We start from the raw sequence: 25801 nt of genomic DNA, 5'->3' as shown, positions 1-25801 counted from the left end.
GCCGGGGCCGCGGGTCATAATTCCTGCCACATTCAATCCCACCATGATCGTTCCCACCACGCACCCCACTCGCCTGCTGAAATTCGTGGCAGGTCTTGCGCGGTGGTCACTGGGCTTGCTGCTGGCCTTCTGGCTGCTGCTGACCATCGCCTGGGGGGTCTTGCACGGCTGGATTGTGCCGCGAATCGGTGACTTCCGCCCGCAGCTGGAGGCCCAGGCCGCACGGGCCCTGGGGATTCCCGTGCGCATTGGCGCCATTGCCGCCCACACCGAGGGGCTGATCCCGTCCATCGAGCTCTCCGACGTGGCGCTGCTGGACGCCGCCGGCCGGGCGGCGCTGCACCTGCCGCGCGTGGTGGTGGCGCTGTCGCCGCGCTCGCTGCTCAAGGGCGGTTTCGAGCAGCTCTATATCGAGGAGCCGGAGCTGGACGTGCGCCGCACCCCCGATGGCCGCATCGAGATGGCGGGCATTGCGCTGTCCGCGCAGCCGGGCGAGGACAGTGCCGCCGCCGACTGGCTGTTCTCGCAAGGCGAGGTCTTCATCCGGGGCGGCACGGTGCGCTGGACCGACGAGCAGCGGGGCGCGCCCGAGCTGGCCCTGCAGAAGGTGGACCTGCTGCTGCGCAACGGCAACTGGCACCACCACCTGCGGCTGGATGCCACGCCGCCCCCGGCCTGGGGCGACCGGTTCACCGTGGTCGGCCTGTTCCGTGCGCCCCTGCTGCGCGCGCGCGATGGCAACTGGAAGCACTGGAGCGGGCAGGTGTTTGCCCACTTCAAGCGTGTGGACGTCTCGCAGCTGCGCCACCACGCCGACCTGGGGGTGCAGGTGGCCCAGGGGCGGGGCGCGCTGCGCGCCTGGGCCGACGTGCAGCGCGGCCAGGTGGTGGGCGGCACGGCCGATCTGGCCCTGGCCGACGTCAACGCCACCCTGGGGCCGGAACTGCAAGCCCTGGTGCTGCCCACCATCCAGGGCCGGCTGGGCGGGCGCAAGCTCAATGGCGGCTTTGAATTCTCGACGCAGGCCCTGCAGTTCCAGACCGACGACGGCCTGCGCTGGCCGGGGGGCAACGTCCGGCTGGTGTACACCGCGGCCGCCGGCAAGACGCCCGCCCAGGGAGAGTTCCGGGCCGACCGGCTGGACCTGGCGGCGCTGGCCCAGGTGGCCAGCCGCCTTCCGCTGGACCCCACCGCCCATGGCGCGCTGCGCACCTATGCGCCCGAAGGCCTGGTCGACGAGATCCAGGCCACCTGGAAAGGCCCGCTTGACGCGCTGCAGCAGTACCAGCTGCGCGGCCGCATCCGCGGCCTGGCGCTGGCGGGCGATGCCCCGGGCCGCACGCTCACGCAGCCGGGCCTGCGCGGCGCCACGGTGGATGTGGACATGACGCAGGCGGGCGGCAAGGCGGCGCTGTCGATGGCCTCCGGGGCCCTGGTGCTGCCCGGCGTATTCGAAGAACCGGTGCTGTCCCTGGACCAGCTCAGCGCCGACGTGCGCTGGCAGATCGACGGCGACCGCATTGCCGTCCAGGCCAACGACGTGCAGTTCGCCAACGCCGACGCCCAGGGCGAGGTGCGGGCCACCTGGCACACCAGCGATGCCGCCAAGGTGGCCCACCGTTCGCGCTTCCCGGGCGTGCTGGACCTGAGCGGCACGCTGCACCGCGCCGACGGCACCCGCGTCCACCGCTACCTGCCGCTGTCCATCCCCACGGAGTCGCGGCACTACGTGCGCGACGCGGTGGTGGCCGGCTCGGCCAGCAACGTGCAGTTCCGGGTCAAGGGCGACCTGCACCACCTGCCCTTCGACGACCCCAAGCAGGGCGAATTCCGCATCGCCGCGCGGGTCAAGGACGTGACCTACGCCTACGTGCCCACGGCTCTGCAGCCGCCCGGCACCCTGCCCTGGCCGGCGCTGACGGGGCTGTCGGGCGAGCTGATCTTTGACCGGTCCTCGATGCAGGTGCGCGGCGCCAGCGGGGGCTTTGCGGGGCGCCCCGGCTTGCGGCTATCCAAGGTGGACGCCAAGATTCCCGATCTGGCCCACACGGTGGTCAGCGTCAGCGCCGACGCGCGCGGCCCGCTGCCCGAGCTGCTGGCCCTGATGAACACGTCCCCCCTGGGGCGGATGACCGGCAACGCGCTGGAACAGGCCACCGGCGCGGGGCCCGCGGACTTCCAGCTGCGGCTGACCCTGCCCATCAGCGAGATCCACAAGTCCAAGGTCCAGGGCAGCGTGGCCCTGGCCGGGAACGAGCTGCGCATCACGCCGGAAGCCCCGGTGCTCAGCCGCGTGCGCGGAACGGTGAACTTCACCGAAGCCGGCTTTTCCCTGCAGTCGGTGCAGGCCCAGGCCCTGGGCGGCACAGTGCGGCTGGAAGGCGGCATGCGCGCGCTGCCGCCCAACGCCCCCGCCACCGAGTCGGCCGTGCAGCTGCGGGCGCAGGGCACGGCCACGGCCGAAGGGTTGCAGCAGGCCCCGCAGCTGGGCGTGCTCTCGCAGCTGGCGCGCCGCGCCACCGGCAGCACGCCGTACGCCATGGCGCTCACCTTCCGCCGCGGCCAGCCCGAGATCCAGGTCACCACGCAACTGCAGGGGCTGGCCCTGGCTCTGCCCGCTCCGCTGGGCAAGGCGGCCGAGGCCAGCCTGCCGCTGCGGTTTGAAACCCAGGTCGCACGCGAGTCGCTGGCGGGGCTGACGCAGCAGACGGCCGCCACGGCCGAGTCCCCGCCCCTGCGCGACCAGATCACGCTGGATCTGGGCGCGCTGGGGTCGGCCACGTATGTGCGCGAGGTGGGACCCACCCAGGCCCGCGTGCTCCGGGGGGCGATCGGCGTCGGCCTGGCGCCCGGCGAAGCCGCCCCGATGCCGCCCCAGGGCGTGGCAGCCAATATCCAGCAGGGCCGGCTGGACGTGGATGCCTGGGAAGACGTTCTCACCCAGGCCACCAGCAGCCCGGCGGCCGCACGCCCTGCGGCGCAGGGCCCCGCCGGTACCGCGCTGGACTACCTGCCCACCACGCTGGCCTTGCGCGCGCGGGAGCTCACCCTGCAGGGCCGCACCCTGCACAACGTCGTGGCGGGCGCGCTGCGCGAGGGCACGACCTGGCGCGCCAACCTGGACGCCACCGAGCTCAACGGCTATGTGGAATACCGCCAGCCGGGCGGGGCCGACAACCCCAGCGGACGCCTGTTTGCGCGCCTGTCGCGGGTGAACATGCCGCAAAGCGATGTGAACCAGGTGGAGGCCCTGCTGGACGAGCAGCCGGGCGCGCTGCCGGCGCTGGACATCGTGGTGGACGACTTCGAGTTGCGCGGCAAGCGCCTGGGGCGCGTGGAGATCGAAGCGCAGAACCGCGGGGGCGACAGCGCCCAGCGCGAATGGCGCCTGAGCAAGTTCAACATCCTCGTCCCCGAAGCCAGCTTCACGGCCAGCGGCAACTGGGCCGTTCTGCAGGCGCCCAGCGCTGCGGCGGCGCGCCCCGCGCAGCGGCGCACGGTGCTGGGCTTCAAGCTGGAGATCCGCGACTCGGGCGAACTCCTGGGCCGCCTGGGCATGCCCAACGTGGTGCGCCGCGGCAAGGGCCGCATGGAAGGGCAGGTGGCCTGGATCGGCGCGCCGTTCAGCCCCGACTACCGCACGATGACCGGCCAGGTCAACCTCAACGTGGAGTCCGGCCAGTTCCTCAAGGCCGACCCGGGGCTGGCCAAGCTGCTGGGGGTGCTCAGCCTGCAGTCGCTGCCGCGCCGCCTCACGCTGGATTTCCGCGATGTCTTCAGCGAAGGCTTCGCGTTCGACTTCGTGCGCGGCGACGTGCGCATCGAACAGGGCGTGGCCACCACCAACAACCTGCAGATGAAGGGCGTCAATGCCGCCGTGCTGATGGAGGGCAGCGCCGACATCGACCACGAGACGCAGGACCTGCGCGTGGTCGTGGTGCCGGAGATCAACGCCATGACCGCCTCGCTGGTGGCCACCGCCATCAACCCGGTCATCGGCCTGGGCAGCTTCCTGGCCCAGGTGTTCCTGCGCGGCCCCCTCATCGAGGCGGCCACCCAGGAGTTCCGCATCGACGGCACCTGGGCCGATCCGCGCGTGGTGCGCGTGCCGCGCCGCAACCGTGCGGCCGAGACCCCCGTGCCGCGCCCGGGCACCGTCAGCCCGCCTGCTTCCGGAGCCACCCCATGATGATGAATGTCGCCGCGATCCAGATGGTGTCGTGCACCCGGCTGGAGGACAACCTGCGCGATGCGCGCGCCCTGCTGGAAGAAGCCGCCCGCGGCGGGGCCGAGCTGGCCGTGTTGCCGGAATACTTCTGCGTGATGGGCCACCAGGACACCGACAAGCTCGCCCTGCGCGAGACCCCGGGCGAGGGGCGCATCCAGCAGTTCCTGGCGCGCGCCGCCCGCGAACTGCAGTTGTGGATCGTCGGCGGCACCCTGCCCCTGCAGGCCAGCACCCCCGAGCGCGTGCGCAACACCACGCTGGTGTTCGATCCGCGCGGCGAATGCGTGGCGCGCTACGACAAGATCCACCTCTTCTACTTTGACAACGGCCGCGAGCGGTTTCATGAAGGCCGGGTGATCGAGGCGGGCGCCACGCCCGTGCAATTCGACCTGCCTTCGCGCGGCGGACACCGCTGGCGCGTGGGGCTGTCGGTGTGCTACGACCTGCGCTTTCCCGAGCTGTACCGTGCGCACGCCGCCGCGGGTGCGGAGCTGCTGCTGGTGCCCAGCGCCTTCACCCACACCACCGGCCAGGCGCATTGGGAAGTGCTGCTGCGCGCCCGGGCCGTGGAGAACCTGGCCTACGTGCTGGCGCCCGCGCAGGGCGGCACCCACGAGAACGGGCGCCGCACCTGGGGCCACAGCATGCTGGTGGACCCCTGGGGCAGCGTGCTGGCGCAGCGCCCGCAGGGCGCCGGCGTGGTGCAGGGGGTGCTGGACCCCGAACGCCTGCGGGATGTGCGCCTGCAGCTGCCGGCGCTGTCGCACCGCGTGCTGTGAGCAAAAAGCAGGAAAGAAGCGCCGTGCGCCACATGAAGCCCCACCTGAGCGCCCTGGCCCGGCGCTGGCGCGGCGCATGGCGGCGCTGGTCGCTGTGGACCGCGCTGGTGGTGCTGGTGGTTGCCATGCTGAGCACCCTGGTCTGGCTGGCCGGACGCTACGAGGCGAGCCAGGTGCAGTCCCGCCTGGAGCGGGACACCGCCGACGCGGCGTCCGACATCCGGGCGGCGTTGACCCGCAACCTGCAAAGCCTGCAGGCCCTGCACGCCGGCGACCCCGGCCAGCTCGCCTGGGAGGTGGACGCCGCCGAACTGCTGCGCAACCGCCGCGAGCTGGTGCGCATCGAGTGGCGGGACGCCGACCTGCGGGTGCGCACCCATGCCCAGTCGCCCTACCGCCCGGTGGCCTGGGAGGTGCGGCTGCGCGAAGGCTCCCAGTCGGACGCGGCCATCGCCTGCGCCACGGCGCGCCGCCTGAGCAGCCCGGCCTATTCCAGCAGCTATTTCCAGCCGCACGGCGACGGCCTGGGCTCTGAAATGATGGAGCTGTGCCTGCCGCTCACCGCGGGGGGGCGCACCACCGGGTTCCTGGTGGCCACGTACTCCTTGCACGACGTGCTGATCAACCTGGTGGCCCACAACCTCACGCGCCGCCAGGAAGCCTCCTTCACCGAGCCGGACGGCACCCGCCTCGCGGCGCTGGGCGCGGCCCGGCGGGGCTCGCGCATGTTCACGGCGCAGCATTTGCTGGACCTTCCCGGGACCACGCTGGTGCTGCGCATGGACAGCTGGCACACCGCGCCCAGCCTCTTCCCCAACGTGCTCACGGCGCTGGTGACGGCCATGTCGATTGCCCTGGTCACGGTGATGGTGGTGCTGGTGCGCGACAACCGCCGGCGCCTGCGCGCCGAGCGCGACCTGGCCGACGCGCTGGCCTTCCGCAAGGCGATGGAGGATTCGCTGGTCACCGGCCTGCGCGCGCGCGACCTGCAGGGGCGCATCACCTACGTCAACCCGGCGTTCTGCGCCATGGTGGGGTTCAGCGCCCAGGAACTGCTGGGCCAGAGTGCCAACGCGCCCTACTGGCCCCCCGAGCGGGTGGAGGAATACCGGCAGCGGCAGGCGATCCGGTTCGCGGGCACCATCCCGCCGCGCGAGGGCTTCGAGTCGGAGTTCATGCGCAAGGACGGCACGCGCTTTCCCGTGCTCATCATCGAAGCGCCGCTCATCAACGCCCAGGGCCAGCACACGGGCTGGATGAGCGCGTTCCTCGACATCAGCGAACAGCGGCGCGTGGAAGAGCTTTCGCGGGCCTCGCAGGAGCGCCTGCAGGCCACCGCCCGCCTGGCCACGGTGGGGGAGATGGCCTCGCTGCTGAGCCACGAGCTCAACCAGCCGCTGGCCGCCATCTCCAGCTATGCCACAGGCTCCATCAACCTGCTGGAGGCCCCGCCGGCGGAGCCCGCCGGCCCCGCCAGCCCCGCCCAGGCCGAGCAGCTGCGGGACCTGCGCATGGCCCTGCAGCACATTGCCCGCCAGGCCGAGCGCGCCGGCAAGGTGATCAAGAGCGTGCACGACTTCGTGCGCCGCCGCGACCAGGCCCGCGAGTCCGTGCCCGCCCAGCAGCTGCTCGATGCCATCCTGCCGCTGGTGATCCTGCAGGCGCGCAAGCTGGGCGTGCGGGTGCACACCCAGGTGGAGCCCGGGCTTCCGCCCGTGTGGTGCGACCGCACGATGGTCGAGCAGGTGCTGCTGAACCTGGCGCGCAACGCCATGCAGGCCATGGACGACCCGGCCCTGCCGGCGCGGGTGCTGACCCTGCGGGTGCGGCACGCCGCGTCCAACCAGCACTCGGCATGGGTGGAGTTCTCGGTGACGGACGTGGGCACCGGCATTCCGCCCGAGGTGGCCGAGCGGCTGTTCACACCGTTCTTCACCACCCGCCGCGAGGGCATGGGCCTGGGGCTGAGCATGTGCCGCACGGTCATCGAGCAGCACGGCGGCTACCTCGGCTTTGCCCCCCACGAGCCGCGTGGTACGGTATTCACCTTCACGCTGCCCGGCGCAGGGGAGGAGAGGCCGTAGGCGGCGCAAGCCGCCCCCGCTGCTTCCGGACCCCGCGCGCCGGCCGCGCCACACCATCGATCCCATCGACCCCCAACGCACCGACAGCACCTGCCATGGAGCCCATCACCAACGCCACCGTGTACATCGTGGACGACGACGCCAGCGTGCGCGAGGCGCTGGCCTGGCTGCTGCGCTCGCGCCGGTTGCCCAGTGAGTCGTTTGAAAGCGCCGAGGCCTTCGACGCCATGCTGCAGGCCCGCCCGCCGCAACGCCAGCCGTGCTGCCTGCTGCTGGACGTGCGCATGCCGGGCATGAGCGGGCTGGCGCTGTTCGACCTGCTGGCCGTGCGCGGCGACCTGGCCACCATGCCCGTGATCTTTCTCACCGGCCACGCCGACGTGCCCACGGCCGTGGACACGGTCAAGCGCGGTGCCTTCGACTTCTGCGAAAAGCCCTTTTCCGACAACGCGCTGGTGGACCGGGTGGAGCAGGCCCTGGCGCAATCCGCCGAGCGCCTGGCCCAGCTGCGCGAACGCAGCGATGTCCAGGTGCGCCTGGGCGAACTCACGGAGCGCGAGCGCGACGTGATGGACCTGGTGGTGGCCGGCCTGCCCAACAAGCTGATCGCCGATCAGCTGGACATCAGCGTGCGCACGGTGGAAGTGCACCGCTCGCGCGTGTTCGACAAGATGCAGGTCAAGTCCGCCGTGGAGCTGGCCAACCTGCTGCGCGCGGGCAGCTGAGCGCCGGGTTCAGGCTGCCAGGGCCGATGTTCGGCCCCGGGGTCAGCCCCGCGGGCGTTCGCCCACAAAGATCTCGACGCGGCGGTTGCGGGCGCGGCCGTCCGGGGTGTCGTTGCTGGCGATCGGGTAGCGCGAGCCCACGCCGTCGATGGCGATGCGGCGGCTGTCCACGCCGCGCGCGGCCAGGTAGCTGCGGGTGCTGGCGGCGCGGTCCACCGACAGCGGGTTGTTGATGGCGTCGCTGCCTGTGCTGTCGGTGTGGCCCACGATGCGCACCTCGGCGTAGGGGTTCTGGCGCAGGCTGGCGGCAAATTGGTCCAGCACGGGCGCAAAGTTGGGCTGGATGTCCGAGCGGCCGACGGCGAACGAAATGTCGCTGGGGATGTTGAGCATGAGCTGGTTGTCCGCCGTCTGCGTCACGGCCACGCCCGTGCCCTGGGTTGCGCGCTCCATGTCGCGCTTCTGGCGCTCCATGTTCTGCGACCAGATGTAGGTGCCCAGGGCGCCCACGCCCGCGCCCACCACGGCGCCCGTGCCCGCGCTGCCGCCCGTGGCCGAGCCGATCACCGCGCCCGCCAGCGCGCCCACGCCGGCCCCGGTGGCGGTGCGCCGCTGGGTGTCGTCCATGTTGGCGCATCCGGTGGCCAGCGCCAGGACGGCCACGGCGCCGAAGAGAAGGTGTTTGGGCGGATGGGGGAGGTTGCGCAGGGGATCGTTGTGCATGGGTGTGCTCCTTGGAAACGCGGGGACCGCCGGCAAAAAAGCAGAGCGCGGTAGCCCGCCTGCCCGCCATGGTGAACACGCCGGCGCCGGCGCGCCATCAGTGCCGCCGCCCAAGCAGTGTAGGACGGCGCCGCACGGCCGTGTTCGGCCCCAAGGGGCGGACCCGCGGGGCCTGCGTCTACCCGCTCAATGCCCCCGCTCGCTCAGGGGCCGGGCGGCGGGGGGCGGTCTTCGCCGTCCTGGGCGGGCGGCTCGCCGCCCTTGCGCCCCGAGAACATGGTCCACCAGACAATGGCCACCAGCAGCACCAGCGCCAGCAGTGCTTCAAGCAAAATCAGCCCCATGAAATTGACACTCCTGCGCGCGGTTTGGACGGCGCTGATTGTAGGAACGCTGGCGGCGTGCTCCACCCCGCCGGCTCCCGCCCCCTCACGCCCAGGGGCCATCGGGGTGCGGCCCCCGCCCGCGAGCACCCCCGTGCCCGGCGACACCGGCCCGCTGCCGGCGCCCATGGCGCAGGCCAAAAGCCGCTGGGTGCCCGTGCGCTGGGCCGAGCTGCCCGGCTTTGCCGACGACGCGCTGCACGAGGCCTGGAACGCCTGGATCAAGAGCTGCGAGCGCCCCGTCGCGCCCTTTGCCGCGCTGTGCGGCGAGGTGCGGCAGCTGAGCATTGCCACCCCCGAGGAGCAACGCGCCTGGCTGGTGGCGCGGCTGCAGCCCTACCGCATCGAGTCCGGCGACGGCAACCCGGAGGGCCTGCTCACCGCCTACTACGAGCCCCTGCTGGACGCTGCCCGCCAGCCTGGCAACGGCTACACCGTGCCGGTGTACCGCCCGCCCGCCACCCTGGGCGCCCGCAAGCCCTGGTACACGCGCCAGCAGATCGAAACGTTGCCCGAAGCCCAGGCCGCCCTGGCGGGCCGTGCGATTGCCTGGCTGCGCGACCCGGTGGAAGCCATGGTGCTGCACATCCAGGGTTCGGGGCGGCTGCGCATTGCCGAGCCCGACGGCACGACCACGCTGGTGCGCGTGGCCTACGCGGGCACCAACGACCACCCCTACCAGAGCGTGGGCCGCTGGCTGCTGGACCAGGGCTACACCCGCGACGCCACCTGGCCCGGCATCCGCGCCTGGCTGGCGGCCAACCCGCAGCGCACCAACGAGCTGATGTGGACCAACCCGCGCTACGTGTTCTTCAGGGAAGAGGCCCTCACGCCCCTCGACGCAGAGTTCGGCCCCCGCGGCGCCCAGGGCGTGCCGCTCACGCCCGGACGCTCCATCGCCGTGGACCGCCAGAGCATTCCCTACGGCACGCCGGTCTGGCTGGCCTCCAGCGGGCCGCTGGTGCAGCTCAACCGCCTGGTGATGGCGCAGGACACGGGCAGCGCCATCCTGGGCGCCGTGCGGGCGGACTTCTTCACCGGCTGGGGCCCGGAGGCGGGCGACACGGCGGGCCGGCTCAAGCAGAACCTGCGGCTGTGGGCGCTGTGGCCCAAGTGAGGCCCGGGGCCGGAGGGCTGTCCGCGCTGTCCGCGGCCCTGCGTGCCATATCTTGATGAAAATGGCCTCTGGCGCTTTCTGGTAAAGCGCGAACAGCTATTAAATTAATAGCATCCAAACCACCTGGCGGTGGTTCAGGGGCACGCGACCTTGTCTGCGTCGGTCTCCACGCGGCTGGTGGTGGCCGCCGCCGCCGACACCATGGGCGGCGGCACGGTCACTGTGCGCAGGCGGCCGCGCTGCACCCGGTATTCGTACTCGCGCGTCGTGCCGACCATTTCCGTCTTGAACGTGCTGCCCGCCATGGTCGCGGCGTACACCTGCGGGCGCACCACGCGGTACCGGTAGGTCGTGGTGGCCACGCCGTTGGACGACGTCTTGCAGACCGACTCGAACAGGTCTTCCTTGAACTGCAGCGTGCAGCGCCCGGAGGTGTCCTCCGCGGTCGTGCCGTCGGGGGAGTGCAGCACGATCTTGGCGGCGCGCCAGCAGCCCAGCAGTGCCGGGTCGGGAGTCGCGGCGTGAAGGACGGACGCGCCGGCGAGGGCCGCGATGGCGGGAAGGCTGCGGGAAAGGCGGGGCATGGTGGTGGTGGTGGCTGGCGGTGCGGCGGGTCGCCGGTGGCGGACGCAAGGGTCAAGAGCCGCCATGTTAGAGCAGGCGCTTCGGACAGGCTCTCAGGGCCATCCCTTTCAAGGTCTTTGGAGTTTGATCATCTAAGCTTCTGATTTCACGGGGATCGTGGGACCTGGGAGCAAAGAATCTGGCGGGAAATCATTGAGCGGTTTGAGGAGCAGGCACCGGGCGCGGTGATGGCGCACCTGGCACTGGAACAGGCCTTGCCAGCGAGCTGGATAGACGAAGTGTTCCAGGCACACCGGCAACGGCAGTACCCCCGGGAGCTGCTGTTCTCCAGCGTGGTGGAGCTGATGCTGCTGGTCACCTTGGGACTGCGGCCTTCGCTGCATGCGGCCGCGCGCAAGATGGCCCGGCAGCTGCCGGTGTCGCTGGCCGCACTGTATGCCGAGGTCCAGCGCACCGAGCCTGCCGTGCTGCGGGCGCTGGTGCAAGGCAGCGCCCGGCGTCTGGCGCCGTTGGTGAGCGGCATGCCCGAGCGGCAAAGCCTGCCGGGCTGGCAGTTGCGGGTGTTCGACGGCAATCATCTGCCGGCCAGCGAGAAGCGGCTGGGCCCCTTGCGCGGACTACGGGGCGCGGCGCTGCCAGGCCACACGCTGGTGGTGTACGACCCGGACAGCGCGCTGGTGTGCGACATCGTGGCCTGCGAGGACGCCCACGAGAGCGAGCGCACGGGCGCGGCGGCGCTGATTGAGCAGGCGCAGGCTCAGCAGGTGTGGATCGGCGACCGGCACTTCTGCACCCGGGCCATCGTGCAAGGGCTGGCCGAGCGCGGTGCGGGTTGCATCGTGCGCGAGCACGCGCGCCATCCGCGGCTGCGGGCCGTGGAGCGAGGCCACCGCCATCGAGACGGGCGGGGTGCGCGAGCAGGCTATCGAGCTGGCCGAACCCCACGAAGGAGCCCTGCGGCAGTGGCGACGCATCGAACTCACGCTGCACACGCCCACCGAGTCCGGCGACCAGGCCCTCGTGCTGTGGAGCAACCTGCCGCCCGAGGTCGACGCAGCCACCATCGCGCAGCTGTACCGCAAGCGCTGGCGCATTGAAGGTCTGTTCGGCCGCCTGGAATCCGTGCTGAACAGCGAAATCAAGACGCTGGGCCACCCGCGTGCGGCGCTGCTGGGATTTGCGGTGGCGGTGCTGGCGTACAACGTGCTGGCGGTGCTCAAACAACTCATCGAACATGCGCATCGCCAAAGCCATCCGGAACTGGACGTATCCACCTACCATCTGGCGGTGGACATCGCGGCCGATTACGGGACGATGCTGCGAATGCTGCCACCCGAGCAACTGCCTCGCCCCGGCGGCGATGTCGGGCGACTGCTCGAACGCCTGCTGCGCCTGGCCAGCCTCATGAGCCCCAAACAACTGGCCACCTCCAAACGCAAGCCCAAGGTCGCTCAAGCCAAAGGCTACGTCGGCGGCGCCATCGCTCGCGCCCACTTCTCTACCGCTCGCTTGCTTAAGAAGGCTGCCGGGAAAAGACCTTGAAACGGATGGCTCTCAGGGCTGGCGCTTGGCCGCTACTCCACCGCCCAGCGCGTGACCACCGGCGGCGCGTCGCCCACGTGGAAGGCCAGCTTGCGCTCGCGCAGCGCCACGTCCGAAGCCGTCACGCGGTCGAAGCGGCGCAGGTGCTCGGTCCAGGACTCGTCCTCGATGCGCTCCACGTACCGCGCGGGGCGGCTGATGTCGTGCAGCAGCTGCCAGTCCAGCGCACCCTGGCGCAGGCGGCTGCGGCGGCTTTCCTGCATCACCGCGCGGAATTCGGTGGCGCGGGCGGGGTCGATGAAGTACTCGATGGTGACCACCAGCGGCCCCGTGCCCGGCGGCGCGTCGGCCACGGGGGCCTTGAAGGCGCGCGAGGGGCTCAGGTCTTCCTCCATGCTGCGGTCGGCCACCAGCCGCTGCACCAGCAGCATGGCCAGCACGCCGGTGACGGCGGCAATGCCCAGGCTCACGTGCACGTTGCTCCAGGTGGCCACCTGGCCCCACACGGCCGCCCCCAGGGCGGTGGAGCCCATGATGGCCATCTGGTAGATGGACATGCCGCGCGCCCGCACCCAGTTGGGCAGGGCCAGCTGGGCCGACACCGACAGCGAATTGGCCGTGGTGATCCACGCCATGCCGCCCACGAACATGGCGGGCACGGCCACGTACACGTTGGGCGCCACCGCCATCACGCCCGTGGCTGCGGCCTGCAGCGCCGTGCCGCGGATCACCAGCACGTCGCGCGCCATGGCCTGGCGCAGGCGGGGCAAGAACATGGCGGCCGTGATGGCGCCCGCGCCCATGCTGGCCAGCAGCAGCGTGAAGGTGCCCGCGCCGCCGCCCTCCAGCCCCTTGGCCAGCAGCGGCAGCAATGCCAGCAGCGCGGTGGCGTGCAGAAAGAAGATGGAGATGCGCCACAGCACGGCGCGCATGCGCGGCGACTGGCGCACGAACTGCACCCCCACGCGCATGGCGCTGGCCAGGCGCTCGCGGCCCAGCGGGCTGGGCGTGTGCACCCGCTTCCAGCGCATGATGGTGAACGCCGCCAGCAGCGACAGCGCCGCGTTGAGCACGAACACCCAGGCGCTTCCCGCGCTGGCAATGATGGCCCCGGCCAGCAGCGGCCCCATGATGCGCGAGGCGTTCATGGCCACGCCGTTGAGCGCCAGCGCCGCGGGCAGCTGCGGGCGGCTGACCAGCTCGGGCACGATGGCCGCGAACACCGGCCAGCGCATGGCCAGGCCGATGCCGTTGGCAAAGGTCAGCGCCAGCAGCAGCGGCGCGGTCATGCCGCCCGCGGCAATGGCAACGGCCAGCACCACCGCCACGGCGGCCACCCAGAACTGCGTGGCGATGAAGTAGCGCCGCCGGTCCAGGATGTCGGCCAGGGCCCCGCTGGGCAGGCCCAGCAAGAACACGGGCAGCGTGGACGCCGACTGCACCAGCGCCACGAGGATGGGCGAGGTGGTGAGCGTGGTCATGAGCCAGGCGGCCGCCACGTCGTTCATCCACATGCAGGTGTTGGCCGCCACCCAGGTGAGCCAGAGCATGCGGAACACGGGCACCGACAGGGGGGCCAGCGGCGAGAGCGAGGCGGCCTGGTTCAGCGCCGCCGCACCGTGTTCCAGCTCCGCGGCAACGGATTCTTCCGTGCGGTGGGCCAGGTCGGCCGTGCGCGCAGCGCGCTCGGCGGCCGCGCCGTCCTGCGGCGGGGCGCCCGGGGCCAGGGCCTGCGGGTCTGGGGCAGCGGGGGCGCTGGGCTGCGCGGGTTTTTGAGGGACGGCAAGGGGCGGCATGCCGGCCCATTGTGCGATGGTTGCCGCGGCCGTGGGCGCGCCGCGCCAAATACCTCAGCGCGGGGTGCGCCTACAGGTTTTCAGGACGCATCGGCCGGCGCCGCAGGCACCGGGGCGTCCGCCCGCCGCGTCTGCCGCAGCAGCAGCCAGGCCATGAGCGCCAGCGCGCCCACGCCGGCCAGCAGCACGCCCCACAGCACGGCGCTGCGGGTGGAGATGCCGTCGCTGGCGGCGGCAGCAGGCACCAGCGCGCCGCCCGCCGGCAGGCCGCCGGGGAGGTCGGCCCGCGCCACATCCGCCTGCGCCAGGGGCAGGCTGTTTTCCTGCGGGGGCTGGTAGCCCGGAATCAGGCTCGCCAGGGGCAGATAGGCGCTGGCCGCGGCCGGCGGGCTCGGCAGCCCCGCCGCCAGGGTGAAAGGCCCCGGCCCGCTGGCCAGGAAGACCAGCTGCACGGGCTCGAACTGCAGCGCCACTTCGGGCGCGGCGGCAAAACCGGGCGTTTTCGCGTCGGCCTCGATCTTGATCTCGCGCACCGAGGCGCCGCCCAGCTCGATGGGGCCGCTGCGCTGCTCCTGGCCCCCGATGGCCATCTTGTAGACCACGGCACTGGCCAGCGGCGACCAGGGCTGTTCGCGGTGCTCGCGGCCCAGCACGCGCACGGGGATCAGCACATTGCTGCCCGCCGGGGTGACGGTGAGCGCGGCCACCGGCGTGGCAAACGGCAGGGCCAGCACCAGCTCCCGCGGGTGGGCCAGCGGGGGCACGGCCAGGCGGGCGCTGACGCGTTCGCGCGCCACCGCGCCCTGCGAGGTGACCAGCGTGGCGCCGCGCAGGTTCACGGCGGCGTCGCCCCAGGTCACGCGCAGGTAGTGGCCCTGGAGTTCCGCATGGTGCAGGTCGATCTGCTCGGTGCCCAGGCGGCCCGCTGCCGCCGGGGCGGCGGTGGCCGCATCGGCGCGGTAGAGCACCGTCTCGGCCAGCGGGCGCCAGGTCTTCAGGTCCTTGCTGGCCTGCACCTCGAAGGTCACCGGCTGGCCGGCGGGCAGGTCGGCGTCCAGGGCCATGCGGGCCGCGGGCTGCCGCAGGCTGCGCGCATCCAGCAGCGCGCCCCGCACGACCTGGTTGGCCTGGGCGTTGGCCGTGCCGGGGGTGTTGACGCGCACCACCCGCTGGCCCTGGCGCTCCTCGATGCGCAGCGACAGGCCTTCGAGGGGCGCCGACCCTGCCGTGCCGGCCGGGCCCAGGATGGGATACGCCCGCAGCACCACCGAGGTCTCTGGCGCGCGGGCCGCCGCCACCCCCGCCAGGGCCATGGGCACGGGCTGGCCCGCGCCATTGAAGAGGCGCAGGTCCGCGTAGCCAGGGCTTTGCAGGCGCACCAGCACCTCGGCGGGCAGGGCCACGCGCTGCAGCGGCGCGTCGGCCGCCAGTGCCACGGGCAGGCGGATGGCAAAAGCGGCAGGGCTGCCGGCATCGGCCGCCGCCTGCGAGGCACCGGCGGCCAGGAACAGGGCGGCGGCCGCCAGCCCCACGGACAGGTTGCGCGGGAGCGGGTTCATGACGGCATCTCCTGCTTTGTGGGCACCCCCGGCGGCGCGGCCGGGGCCGGGCGGGGCGCCGCCCTGGGCGGCAGCGGCGCGAAGTAGCCCACCACCAGCATCAGCACGCCCACCGCAATGAAGGCGATGATGCGTTCGGCGCCCCCGGCATTGGACAGGTCGATCAGCAGCAGCTTGACCACCACCACGCCCAGCAGGCCCGCGCCCACCAGCCACAGCGGCCGCTGCGCGCGGCGGTGCGCCAGCACCATCATGGAGAGCGCCAGCAGCGTCCACAGGATGGCGTAGCCGGTCTGCACCACAAAGCTGTTGAACAGCGCGTCCGCATCCCAGGGCACGCCAAAGAAGTGGTGCGCCACGCGCAGCCACACGGTGTTGATCACGACGAACGCCAGCACGGCCAGGGCCGCCAGTGCGTGGCGCCCGGCGACCCAGCCCGTGCCCGCCGGGGCCGGCGCCGCAGACAGCAGCACGCGCCGCCAGAACACCAGGCTGCCCAGCGCCAGCGCCAGCGTGAGGTCGGTGGGATTGAGCAGCGGGATGTAGGGCAGCGGCGCGGTGTGGCCTGACGAATGCACGGCGGCCAGCAGTGCGCCGCAGAACACCAGCACCGCCAGCGGCAGGGCGGCCAGCCCGTAGTAGGCCTCGGCATGGGGGTTGAGCGGCCAGCGCAGCGCTGCGCGCGCGGCGGGCTGGTTGCCCCGGCCCGCCCACAGCGCCAGCAGCATCAGCACCGCAATGGCGCTGACCAGCAGGACCACGCCGGCCCATGAGGTGCGCCACAGCTCGGCCTTGGCGATGCCGGACCACAGGCAGTCGGCCAGCAGCAAGGTCACCAGCCAGGCCGTGCCGGCGTGGAGCCCGCCGAAGCGGGCGGCGCTGCCGGCGCTACCCGCGCTACCGGAGGCTGGGCCCGCGGTGCCGGCCGCCGCCTGCCAGCGGTCGGTCTGCCGCAGCATCCACCCGTGCAGCGCGAGCACGGCGGGCCACACGGCCCAGGCGGGGGTGGCCAGCACGCGGTGGCCGTCCACCAGCTGCGCGGCAAATCCCAGCGCCAGCACGGCGAGGGTGCCGCGCGCGGGCCAGGTGGCCACCGCCCAGCGCGTGCGCAGGCCCAGCACCATCGACACGGCGGCGCTGAGCACCACGGCCAGCATGCCCAGCAGTTTGGCGACGCGGCTCGAGAACACCGGAACGGGCCCCAGCATCACCTCGACGGCGGGCACGCTGCGCGTGACCTCCAGCCACCAGGCCAGGCACCAGAACACAAAGCCGTAGAGATAGGCCGGGTTGGACAGCTGCACCTCCACGCCCGCGTAGACCCGGGCCCAGGACGAGCCGCTGTGCGGCAGCGGCTGGCGCAGCCACCAGGCCAGCAGCACCGCGGGCAGCGCGATCAGCATCGCGCCGATGAAGGCCGGGTTGGCCAGCGGCAGGGCCGAGACATACAGGCCGCCACCGTCCAGGCCGCTCAGGAACACCAGCATGGCCACGCCCTGCAGCAGCAGGCCAAAGGCGCGGGGCATCCAGCGCGCCTGGCGCATGCCGACCCAGAACGCGCCGGCGCCTTCGAGCGCCCAGACCGCAGAGGTCCACTGCGCATCCAGCGCGAGCGGCACGGCCAGCGTGGCAAAGCCCACGCCGATGGCGATGCAGCATTCCACGAGCAGGCGCCAGCTGCTGAGCGCGCGGCGCGCCAGCACGGTGGCGGTCAGCAGGTAGAGCGCGGCAAAGGCCAGCGCCGAGAAGGCCGCGCCCAGCTCGAAGGGCCGCACCAGTCCGGCCTGCAGGCCAAAACCCACCAGCGGCGTGCCGAAGACGAGCATGGTGTCCACCGTGTGGCCCAGCTTGGTCGGCGTGTTGCGCGCATACAGGATGGCGGTGAGCAGGTAGATGAGCACAAAGCCCGCGAGGAAGGGCTGCGTGCTGGCGTACTGGTCGGGCACGTACTTGAGCGCCCCCCAGGCCGTGGCCACGCCAAAGGTGGCCACGAAACCCACCACGTTCAGCACCCGCCACGAACGCTGGTAGGCGATGAACAGGATCGCCAGGTTGAGCAGCGTGTAGTAGCTGAACAGGCCCACGTGGCTGCCCTGGCCCGTGGACAGCAGGATGGGCGCGGCAAACCCGCCCGCAAACGCCGCCACCGCCAGCGCGCGCGAGTCCTGCAGCAGCGCCAGCGCGCAGCTGGCCGCGCAGACCGCGATCATCAGCCCGAAGGCCAGCAGGGGCGGCAGCAGCCCGTACAGCCGGAACGCCGCGAACACGGTGAGGTACATCACCGCCACGCCGCCGCCTTGCAGGGCCAGCGCAAAGCCGGGCTTGTCCATGCGCTTGCGGAACCCCACTACCAACAGCGCAATGCCCGCCGCGGCGACGGCGGCCAGGCGGAACTCGACCGGCAGCAGTCCGGCCGATGCGGCGTAGCGGGCGAGGAAGGACAGGCCGATGAACAAGATCACCAGCCCCACGCGCACGATGGTGTTGCCGCCCAGGAGCCAGTTCCTGGCGGCGAGCACGGCCTGCTCCAGGGCGTTGGGCTGCGCGGGCTTGGGGGCCTTGCGGGGCTCGGCGGGTGGTGGGGGCGCGGCGGTCTCGATGGGCTCGGCGGGCGCCTGCGCGCGCGCGGCCATGGGGGCGGCCACCGGGGCCGATGCCGGGATGCGCGGCAGGCCTTGCGGCGTCAGTTCGCCGGCCCAGAACGCGTCGTCCGCGTCCGGCGAGGACGGCACGGGCGCCTGCGCCGCGGCCGGTGCGGCCACGGGCCGGTCTTCGGCCACGGGCGCCGCCTGGGGCGCCTGCGCCCGCGTGGTTGGGGCCACGGCTTTGGCGGCCTGCGCCTGCAGCTCGGAGCGGATGGCGGAGCGGACCGCCCAGCGCAGCGACAGCCCGGCGAAAAAGCCCAGGATGCCGCCGATGTAGGGCCCCAGGTCGCCGTAGCTGTCGAACCAGGCCCCCAGCACCGCGCCCCAGAAAATGCCCCAGATGATCATGACCATGCCGCCCTCTCCCTCGTTGGGGCTCCTCTTCGGCCGGCCCCGGGCCTGTGCTCGAAAGGAGCTGTCGTGTTGGCAGCCCCGCCGGCCACCGCTTGCACCGCCCGCCGTGGCGCACGGCGGGGGCTTCAAAGACCTTGAACAGATTCTTATACCGCACGCCCTGCGCCGGCTTCGTGCCCTAACGCCTTGTTACGTCAACTGGGCCGGGAGGCTGTCAGGATTCCATGCCAAAACGGGCCCTGGCGCCCGTCCAGCAAGCGCAAGCAGCTATCAATAATATAGCTATCAACCTTTGATGCGCGCCAGATGCGCCAGCGGCAGCGCGCCGCCGGCCTTGACCTCGCCCAGCGAAAAACTGGTGTGCATGTCCTTCACGTTGGGCAGGTTCAGCAGCACGTCGCGCGCGAACTGCGAGAAGCTGTCCAGGTCGCGCGCCACCACCTGCAGCTCGAAGGTGCCGGTGCCGCTGATGTAGTGGCAGGCCACCACCTCCGGGATCTGGCGGATGGCCTCTTCCATGGCGCGGGTGAGGTTGCCGGTGCTGCGGTCGGCGTCCAGCCGCACGAAGGCCAGCACGCCCAGCCCGATCTTGTGGCGGTCGATCTCGGCGCGGTAGCCCTTGATGAAGCCCTGCTCCTCCAGGGCGCGAACCCGGCGCCAGCAGGGTGCCGCGGACAGCCCCACGCGCTGGGCCAGTTCGGCGTTGGTGAGCCGGGCATCGGCCTGCAGCTCGCCCAGGATGGCGATGTCGAATTTATCCAAATTGTTCATTGAAGCGGGATTTTAAGAAAGCTTCTTTCAAAAACAAGGGTAAACCTCGCATGAAAACGAAAGGACATATCCCCCGAGAGTGCATAAACTGTGCGCCAAACCCCAAGCATGCCCTTGCGCTGCCCCTGCCCACAAGGCGGCGGCGGCAGGCCGTCACCCCACAGGAAACTCCGCCATGAACGCCCCTCTGCCCGAAGCCATCCGCAAAGCGCTGGAAACCGTCACGCTGGACGACAAATACGCGCTCGACCACGGGCGCGCCTTCATGAGCGGCGTGCAGGCCCTGGTGCGCCTGCCCATGCTGCAGCGCCAGCGCGATGCGGCCGCGGGCCTGAACACCGCCGGCTTCATCAGCGGCTACCGCGGCAGCCCGCTGGGCACCTACGACCAGGCGCTGTGGGCGGCCAAGAAGCACCTGGCCGAGAACCACATCGTCTTCCAGCCCGGCGTGAACGAGGAGCTGGGCGCCACCGCCGTGTGGGGCACGCAGCAGCTGGACCTGTACCCTGAGAAGAAGAAGTACGACGGCGTCTTCGGCATCTGGTACGGCAAGGGTCCGGGCGTGGACCGCTGCGCGGACGTGTTCAAGCACGCCAACATGGCGGGCACGTCCCGGCACGGCGGCGTGATCGCCATCGCGGGGGACGACCACATCAGCAAGAGCAGCACGGCCGCGCACCAGAGCGACCACATCTTCAAGGCCTGCGGCACGCCGGTGTTCTTCCCCAGCAGCGTGCAGGAGATTCTGGACATGGGCCTGCACGCCTTTGCCATGAGCCGTTTTTCGGGCGTGTGGTCGGGCATGAAGACCATCCAGGAGGTGGTGGAGTCCTCCAGCAGCATCAGCGTGGACCCCGACCGCGTGAAGATCATCCTGCCCGAGGACTTCGCCATGCCGCCCGGCGGCCTGCACATCCGCTGGCCCGACGCGCCGCTGGAGCAGGAGGCGCGCCTCATGGACTACAAGTGGTATGCGGCCCTGGCGTACATCCGCGCCAACAAGCTGAACTACAACGTCATCGAAGGCCGGCAGGACCGCTTCGGCATCATCGCCAGCGGCAAGGCCTACAACGACATGCGCCAGGCCCTGGTGGACCTGGGACTGGACGACGACACCTGCCGCCAGCTGGGCATTCGCGTGCACAAGGTCAACGTGGTGTGGCCGCTGGAGGCCACCATCACCCGCGACTTTGCGCAAGGGCTGCAAGAGATTCTGGTGGTGGAGGAAAAGCGCCAGGTCATCGAGTACCAGATCAAGGAAGAGCTGTACAACTGGCGCGCCGACGTGCGCCCCAACGTGCTGGGCAAGTTCGACGAGGTGGAGGGCGACAACTCCGGCGGCGAGTGGAGCATGCCCAACCCCAGCCAGAACTGGCTGCTGCGCCCCAAGGCCGACCTGACGCCCGCCATCATCGCCAAGGCGATTGCCAAGCGCCTGAAGAAGCTGGGCGTGCCCGAGCAGGTGGTGCAGCGCATGGACGCCCGCCTGGCCGTCATCGACGCGCGTGAGCGCGCGCTGGCCGAGACAAAGGTGGACCCCTCCGGCGACCGCACGCCCTGGTTCTGCAGCGGCTGCCCGCACAACACCAGCACCCGCGTGCCCGAGGGCTCGCGCGCCGTGGCCGGCATCGGCTGCCACTACATGGTCAACTGGATGCCCGACCGCCGCACCAGCACCTTCACGCAGATGGGCGGCGAGGGGGTGACCTGGGTGGGCCAGCAGCCGTTCACCCATGAAGAGCACATCTTCTCCAACCTGGGCGACGGCACGTACTTCCACAGCGGGCTGCTGGCCATCCGCCAAAGCATCGCGGCGGGCGTGAACATCACCTACAAGGTGCTCTACAACGACGCCGTGGCCATGACCGGCGGGCAGACGGTGGGCGAGCGGCCCGAGGGCCACACGGTGCTGCAGATCATGAACAGCCTGAAGGCCGAAGGCGTGGCCAGGCTCGTGATCGTGACGGACGAGCCGCAGAAGTACGACGGCGTGCCGCTGGCCGAAGGCGTCACGGTGCACCACCGCGACGAGCTGGACCGCATCCAGCGCGAGTTCCGCGAGATCAAGGGCTGCACGGCCATCATCTACGACCAGACCTGCGCCACCGAAAAGCGCCGCCGCCGCAAGCGCGGCAAGCTGGCCACGCCGGACAAGACCGTGGTCATCAACGAGCTGGTGTGCGAGGGCTGCGGCGACTGCTCGGTGCAGTCCAACTGCCTGTCCGTGGAGCCGGTGGAGACCGAATTCGGCCGCAAGCGCCGCATCAACCAGAGCACCTGCAACAAGGACTACTCCTGCGTGAAGGGCTTCTGCCCCAGCTTCGTCACGGTGGAAGGCGGCCAGCTCAAGAAGCCCAAGAAGGAGAAAAAGGGCGATCTCGCGGCCCTGCCCCACATTCCCGAACCCGTGCTGCCCGTGGCCGAAGCCGCGTGGGGCATCGTGGTGGCGGGCGTGGGCGGCACGGGGGTCATCACCATCGGCTCGCTGCTGGGCATGGCGGCCCACCTGGAGGGCAAGGGCGTCATCACGCAAGACGCTGCCGGCCTGGCCCAGAAGGGCGGCGCCACCTGGAGCCACATCCAGATCGCCAACCGGCCGGACGCCATCTACACCACCAAGGTCGATACCGCCAAGGCCGACCTGGTCATCGGCTGCGACGCCATCGTGGCCGCCAACAAGGCCACGCTGGCCGTGCTGCAGCCCGGCCGCACCTTCGTGGCCCTGAACACGCACCGCACGCCCACGGCCTCGTTCGTGAACAACCCCGACTGGCAGTTCCCCGACGCGCACTGCGACACGGCCATCGCCTCCGCGCTGGGCGACGGCGCCGTGGGCAGCTTCGATGCCGAGCAGGTCGCCACCCAGCTGCTGGGCGACAGCATCTACACCAACCCGCTGCTGCTGGGCTACGCCTGGCAGAAGGGCCGCATCCCGCTGACCCATGCGTCGCTGATGCGCGCCATGGAGCTCAACGGCGTGCAGGTGGACAACAACAAGGCCGCCTTTGAATGGGGCCGCCGCTGCGCGCACGACCTGCCGGCCGTGCAGGCGCTGTTCCAGGCCGCGCAGGTCATCCAGTTCGTCAAGAAGCCCGCGCTGGCCGAGCTGGTCGCCAAGCGCGTGGAGTTCCTCACCGGCTACCAGAATGCCGCCTACGCGGCCGACTACCAGGCGTTCGTGCAGAAGGTGCAGGCTGCCGAAGCCAAACTGGGCAGCACCACCCGCCTGAGCGAGGCCGTGGCGCGCTACCTGTTCAAGCTCATGGCCTACAAGGACGAGTACGAGGTCGCCCGCCTGCACACCGACAAGGCCTTCACGGACAAGATCGCCGCCCAGTTCGAGGGCGATTTCAAGCTGGTGCACCACCTGGCGCCGCCCCTGATGGCCAAGAAGAACGAGCGGGGCGAGCTGGTCAAGCAAAGCTACGGTCCCTGGATGCGCAAGGCCTTCGGCCTGCTCGCCCGGATGAAGGGCCTGCGCGGCACGGCGTTCGACCTGTTTGGCAACACCGACGAGCGCCGCACCGAGCGCGCGCTGATCGGCGAATACCGCGCCTGCATCGAGGAGCTGCTGGCCGGCCTCACCGCCGGCAACCTGGCCCTGGCCGCGGAGATCGCCCGCATTCCCGAGGACATCCGCGGCTATGGCCACGTGAAGGAGCGCCACCTGCAGGCCGCCCGCGCCAAGTGGAGCAAGCTGATGGCGCAGTGGCGCAACGGCCCAGCGGCCGCACCGCGCCAGCAGGCGGCCTGAGGCCCTCAGGTACCGAAATGCTCTGTTTTTGATAGCTGCCAGCGCTTGCTGTACAAGCGCTGGCAGCTATTTTTTATGGGATAACGCGCCCCGCGGGCGCCCGTGCGCCGGCGGGGCGCGGCCAAACACCCTCGCCGGCCTGGGTCTTGCACCCTGTCCACCCGGGCGGGGCGCCGCATACAATGCCCTGTTACGCCCCGCCTTGGCGCGCAGCGCCCGCCGGCCGTGGGTTTTCGAGAATTTGACCGTCCATTTGTGGAGTCCTGTCCGTGTTTATTTCTTCTGCCTTTGCCCAGACCGCACCCGCCGCAGCCGCGGGCGGCGGCGACATGATGTCCTCGCTGACCAGCATGCTCCCGCTGGTGCTGATGTTCGTGGTGCTGTATTTCGTCATGATCCGTCCCCAGATGAAGCGCCAGAAGGAGCACCGCGCCATGATCGACGCCATCGCCAAGGGCGATGAAGTGGCCACCGCCGGCGGCATCATCGGCAAGGTCACCCGCCTGTCGGAAGGCTTCCTGCACATCGAGATCGCGAGCAACGTGGAAGTGCAGATCCAGCGCAGCGCCGTGGTGCAGGTGCTGCCCAAGGGCACGGTGAAGTAATAGGCCAACCCCCTGAGCCGCTGCGCGGCTTCCCCCTTCTCTCATCGCTGCGCGATGGAAAGGGGGACGACGCCAGCGCTGCGGGGCGGCCCTTGCGCGGCGTCTGCTGGCCTGGGTCCATGGATAACTGAGAGAAGAGCGCGATCATGAACCGTTACCCGGTCTGGAAGTACGCGATCCTGGTGATCGTGCTGCTGGTGGGGGCCTTGTACACCCTGCCCAATTTCTTCGGCGAGGCGCCTGCGGTGCAGGTGTCTTCGGCCAAGGCCACCGTCAAGGTGGACGCTGCCGTGCAGCAGCGCGTGGAAGATGCGCTCAAGGCGGCGGGCGTCGCGCCCGATTTCGTGGCGCTGGAAGGCAACTCGGTGCGTGCGCGTTTTGACACGCCCGACAACCAGCTCAAGGCCAAGGACGCGATCCAGAAGGCGCTGGTGCCGGACGCCGCCGACCCCTCCTACATCGTCGCGCTGAACCTGGTGTCGCGCTCGCCCGTCTGGCTCAAGGCCCTGCATGCCAACCCCATGTACCTGGGCCTGGACCTGCGCGGCGGCGTGCACTTCATGCTGCAGGTGGACATGCAGGCGGCCCTGACCAAGAAGGCCGAGTCGTACGCGGGCGACATCCGCACCGCGCTGCGCGACAAGAACATCCGCCACGGCGGCATCACCCGCGAAGGCCAGAACATCGACATCAAGGTTCGCGACGAGGCCACGATGGCCGCCGCGCGCAATCTGGTCACAGACCAGTTCCCCGACCTGGTGGCCACCGCAACGCCCGAAGGCAGCGAATTCAAGCTGCGCGTCGCCATCAAGCCCGAAGCCACGCGCAAGGTGCAGGAGCAGGCGCTCAAGCAGAACATGGTCACGCTGCACAACCGGATCAACGAGCTGGGCGTGGCCGAGCCGGTGATCCAGCAGCAGGGCCTGGACCGCATCGTGGTGCAGCTGCCGGGCGTGCAGGACACTGCCAAGGCCAAGGACATCCTGGGCCGCACCGCCACGCTGGAAGTGCGCATGGTGGACGAGGGCACCGAGGCCCGTGCCGCCGAGATGGGCCGCGGCCCGGTGCCGTTCGGTTCCGAGCGCTACCTGGACCGCAACAACCAGGCAGTCATCGTGAAGAAGCAGGTCGTCCTGACCGGCGAGAACCTCACCGATGCCCAGCCCGGCTTTGACGGACAGACGCAGGAACCCACCGTCAACCTCACGCTGGACGCCAAGGGCTCGCGCATCTTCAAGGACATCACCCGCGAGAACGTGGGCAAGCGCATGGCCATCGTGCTCTTTGAAAAGGGCAAGGGCGAAGTGGTGACGGCCCCCGTGATCCGCAGCGAAATCGGCGGCGGCCGGGTGCAGATCTCGGGCCGGATGACCACCTCCGAGGCCAACGACACCGCGCTGCTGCTGCGCGCCGGCTCGCTGGCCGCGCCCATGGAGATCATCGAGGAATACACCATCGGCCCCAGCCTGGGCGCCGACAACATCGAGCGCGGCATCCACAGCGTGGTCTGGGGCATGGTGGCGATCGCCGTGTTCATGTGCATCTACTACGCGCTGTTTGGCGTGTTCTCCACCGTCTCGCTGGGCGTGAACGTGCTGCTGCTGCTGGCCATCCTGTCGATGCTGCAGGCCACCCTCACGCTGCCCGGCATTGCCGCCATGGCGCTGGCGCTGGGCGTGGCCATCGACTCCAACGTGCTGATCAACGAGCGCATCCGCGAAGAGCTGCGCGCGGGCGTGTCGCCGCAGGCGGCCATCCACGCGGGCTACGAGCGCGCCTGGGCGACCATCCTGGACTCCAACGTGACCACCCTGATCGCCGGCCTGGCCCTGCTGGCCTTCGGCTCCGGCCCGGTGCGCGGCTTCGCGGTGGTGCACTGCATCGGCATCCTCACCAGCATGTTCTCGGCCGTGTTCTTCTCGCGCGGCCTGGTGAACCTGTGGTACGGGCGCCAGAAGAAGCTCAAGAGCGTGTCGATCGGCCAGGTGTGGAAGCCTGAATCTTGAACACCCCCCTGTGCGGCTGCGCCGCTTCCCCCCGCTCTCACGGCGCTGCGCGCCGCGGGCAGGGGGACGACGCCAGTGGCCTGGCAAAGCCAGTTCCATGGCGTCCACTGGTACGGATCCGCGCCGAATTCACGCGACGTGCATA

At 70.8% G+C, this 25801-nt stretch carries 15 protein-coding genes and 1 pseudogene; 9 read left to right on the top strand and 7 right to left on the bottom strand.

The genetic code is table 11. The annotated features are described in order from the left end of the window. Positions 1–43: 43 nt before the first annotated feature. The 4 genes from ACOYR3_RS00340 to ACOYR3_RS00325 all read left to right on the top strand — a co-directional run bounded on the left by ACOYR3_RS00340 (position 44) and on the right by ACOYR3_RS00325 (position 7816). Entirely contained in the window at positions 44–4189 is a 4146-nt protein-coding gene (locus tag ACOYR3_RS00340; RefSeq protein ID WP_422844551.1) for a YhdP family protein, read from the top strand. A 2-nt stretch (positions 4190–4191) separates the two neighbouring features. Continuing rightward, a complete protein-coding gene (locus ACOYR3_RS00335; RefSeq protein ID WP_422846645.1) occupies positions 4192–5007 on the top strand; it encodes a carbon-nitrogen hydrolase family protein in 816 nt (271 codons plus the stop codon). A gap of 32 nt (positions 5008–5039) precedes the next feature. Then, the gene (locus ACOYR3_RS00330) at positions 5040–7091 is read left to right on the top strand and encodes a two-component system sensor histidine kinase NtrB (protein WP_422846644.1); all 2052 of its coding nucleotides are present in this window, start codon (positions 5040–5042) and stop codon (positions 7089–7091) included. Positions 7092–7186: 95 nt separating this feature from the next. Continuing rightward, a complete protein-coding gene (locus ACOYR3_RS00325) occupies positions 7187–7816 on the top strand; it encodes a response regulator transcription factor (RefSeq protein WP_422844550.1) in 630 nt (209 codons plus the stop codon). 42 nt (positions 7817–7858) lie between these two features. Here ACOYR3_RS00325 and ACOYR3_RS00320 read toward each other — a convergent pair whose 3' ends face one another. Then, positions 7859–8539 carry an OmpA family protein gene (locus ACOYR3_RS00320; RefSeq protein WP_422844549.1) on the bottom strand — a complete coding sequence of 227 codons (681 nt, stop codon included), beginning with the start codon at positions 8537–8539 and terminating at the stop codon, positions 7859–7861. 203 nt (positions 8540–8742) lie between these two features. Next, entirely contained in the window at positions 8743–8883 is a 141-nt protein-coding gene (locus tag ACOYR3_RS00315; RefSeq protein ID WP_422844548.1) for a hypothetical protein, read from the bottom strand. Between ACOYR3_RS00315 and ACOYR3_RS00310 the strand changes: the two genes are divergently transcribed. Continuing rightward, the gene (locus ACOYR3_RS00310) at positions 8816–10039 is read left to right on the top strand and encodes a murein transglycosylase A (protein ID WP_422844547.1); all 1224 of its coding nucleotides are present in this window, start codon (positions 8816–8818) and stop codon (positions 10037–10039) included. The genes ACOYR3_RS00315 and ACOYR3_RS00310 overlap by 68 nt on opposite strands. A gap of 134 nt (positions 10040–10173) precedes the next feature. Here ACOYR3_RS00310 and ACOYR3_RS00305 read toward each other — a convergent pair whose 3' ends face one another. Beyond that, a complete protein-coding gene (locus tag ACOYR3_RS00305; protein ID WP_422844546.1) occupies positions 10174–10623 on the bottom strand; it encodes a hypothetical protein in 450 nt (149 codons plus the stop codon). Positions 10624–10851: 228 nt separating this feature from the next. Here ACOYR3_RS00305 and ACOYR3_RS00300 point away from each other — a divergent pair. Beyond that, a pseudogene (locus ACOYR3_RS00300) lies at positions 10852–12166 on the top strand (IS4 family transposase). Between the two features lie 32 nt (positions 12167–12198). On the opposite strand, the gene ACOYR3_RS00295 reads toward ACOYR3_RS00300, so the two are convergent. The 4 genes from ACOYR3_RS00295 to ACOYR3_RS00280 all read right to left on the bottom strand — a co-directional run bounded on the left by ACOYR3_RS00295 (position 12199) and on the right by ACOYR3_RS00280 (position 19291). Continuing rightward, positions 12199–13962, bottom strand: a complete 1764-nt coding sequence (locus ACOYR3_RS00295; RefSeq protein WP_422844545.1) for an MFS transporter — start codon at positions 13960–13962, stop codon at positions 12199–12201. 80 nt (positions 13963–14042) lie between these two features. Further along, positions 14043–15521: a DUF3999 domain-containing protein gene (locus ACOYR3_RS00290; protein ID WP_422844544.1), complete on the bottom strand. Its 1479-nt coding sequence runs from the start codon at positions 15519–15521 to the stop codon at positions 14043–14045. After that, positions 15518–18520, bottom strand: a complete 3003-nt coding sequence (locus ACOYR3_RS00285; RefSeq protein WP_422844543.1) for a DUF2339 domain-containing protein — start codon at positions 18518–18520, stop codon at positions 15518–15520. Before ACOYR3_RS00285 ends, ACOYR3_RS00290 begins: the two co-directional genes overlap by 4 nt. A 285-nt stretch (positions 18521–18805) precedes the next feature. Further along, on the bottom strand, positions 18806–19291 hold the full coding sequence (locus ACOYR3_RS00280) for an Lrp/AsnC family transcriptional regulator (protein ID WP_291484472.1): 486 nt from the start codon (positions 19289–19291) through the stop codon (positions 18806–18808). Between the two features lie 175 nt (positions 19292–19466). On the opposite strand from ACOYR3_RS00280, the gene ACOYR3_RS00275 reads away from it, so the two are divergent. From ACOYR3_RS00275 to secD, 3 genes are all read left to right on the top strand, one after another. Beyond that, positions 19467–23045 carry an indolepyruvate ferredoxin oxidoreductase family protein gene (locus tag ACOYR3_RS00275; protein ID WP_422844542.1) on the top strand — a complete coding sequence of 1193 codons (3579 nt, stop codon included), beginning with the start codon at positions 19467–19469 and terminating at the stop codon, positions 23043–23045. Positions 23046–23314: 269 nt separating this feature from the next. Continuing rightward, positions 23315–23650, top strand: a complete 336-nt coding sequence (gene yajC, locus ACOYR3_RS00270; protein WP_291484474.1) for a preprotein translocase subunit YajC — start codon at positions 23315–23317, stop codon at positions 23648–23650. A gap of 146 nt (positions 23651–23796) precedes the next feature. Next, positions 23797–25656, top strand: coding sequence for a protein translocase subunit SecD (gene secD, locus ACOYR3_RS00265; protein ID WP_422844541.1), 1860 nt, complete (start codon positions 23797–23799; stop codon positions 25654–25656). Positions 25657–25801: the final 145 nt, after the last annotated feature.

The sequence above is a fragment of the Acidovorax sp. M2(2025) genome, assembly GCF_049330835.1.
GTDB lineage: Bacteria > Pseudomonadota > Gammaproteobacteria > Burkholderiales > Burkholderiaceae_C > Acidovorax.
The sequence above is the reverse complement of the archived record's forward strand: the minus strand, read 5'-3'. Positions and strand labels throughout refer to the sequence as shown.

Bases quoted from the DNA above. Each gene is read 5' to 3' on its own strand.
- ACOYR3_RS00315 (WP_422844548.1), bottom strand. From the start codon at position 8,883: ATGGGGCTGATTTTGCTTGAAGCACTGCTGGCGCTGGTGCTGCTGGTG.
- ACOYR3_RS00275 (WP_422844542.1), top strand. From the start codon at position 19,467: ATGAACGCCCCTCTGCCCGAAGCCATCCGCAAAGCGCTGGAAACCGTC.
- ACOYR3_RS00285 (WP_422844543.1), bottom strand. From the start codon at position 18,520: ATGGTCATGATCATCTGGGGCATTTTCTGGGGCGCGGTGCTGGGGGCC.
- ACOYR3_RS00305 (WP_422844546.1), bottom strand. From the start codon at position 10,623: ATGCCCCGCCTTTCCCGCAGCCTTCCCGCCATCGCGGCCCTCGCCGGC.
- ACOYR3_RS00340 (WP_422844551.1), top strand. From the start codon at position 44: ATGATCGTTCCCACCACGCACCCCACTCGCCTGCTGAAATTCGTGGCA.
- ACOYR3_RS00290 (WP_422844544.1), bottom strand. From the start codon at position 15,521: ATGAACCCGCTCCCGCGCAACCTGTCCGTGGGGCTGGCGGCCGCCGCC.
- ACOYR3_RS00310 (WP_422844547.1), top strand. From the start codon at position 8,816: ATGGTCCACCAGACAATGGCCACCAGCAGCACCAGCGCCAGCAGTGCT.
- ACOYR3_RS00280 (WP_291484472.1), bottom strand. From the start codon at position 19,291: ATGAACAATTTGGATAAATTCGACATCGCCATCCTGGGCGAGCTGCAG.
- ACOYR3_RS00295 (WP_422844545.1), bottom strand. From the start codon at position 13,962: ATGCCGCCCCTTGCCGTCCCTCAAAAACCCGCGCAGCCCAGCGCCCCC.
- ACOYR3_RS00335 (WP_422846645.1), top strand. From the start codon at position 4,192: ATGAATGTCGCCGCGATCCAGATGGTGTCGTGCACCCGGCTGGAGGAC.
- ACOYR3_RS00330 (WP_422846644.1), top strand. From the start codon at position 5,040: ATGAAGCCCCACCTGAGCGCCCTGGCCCGGCGCTGGCGCGGCGCATGG.
- secD (WP_422844541.1), top strand. From the start codon at position 23,797: ATGAACCGTTACCCGGTCTGGAAGTACGCGATCCTGGTGATCGTGCTG.
- ACOYR3_RS00325 (WP_422844550.1), top strand. From the start codon at position 7,187: ATGGAGCCCATCACCAACGCCACCGTGTACATCGTGGACGACGACGCC.
- ACOYR3_RS00320 (WP_422844549.1), bottom strand. From the start codon at position 8,539: ATGCACAACGATCCCCTGCGCAACCTCCCCCATCCGCCCAAACACCTT.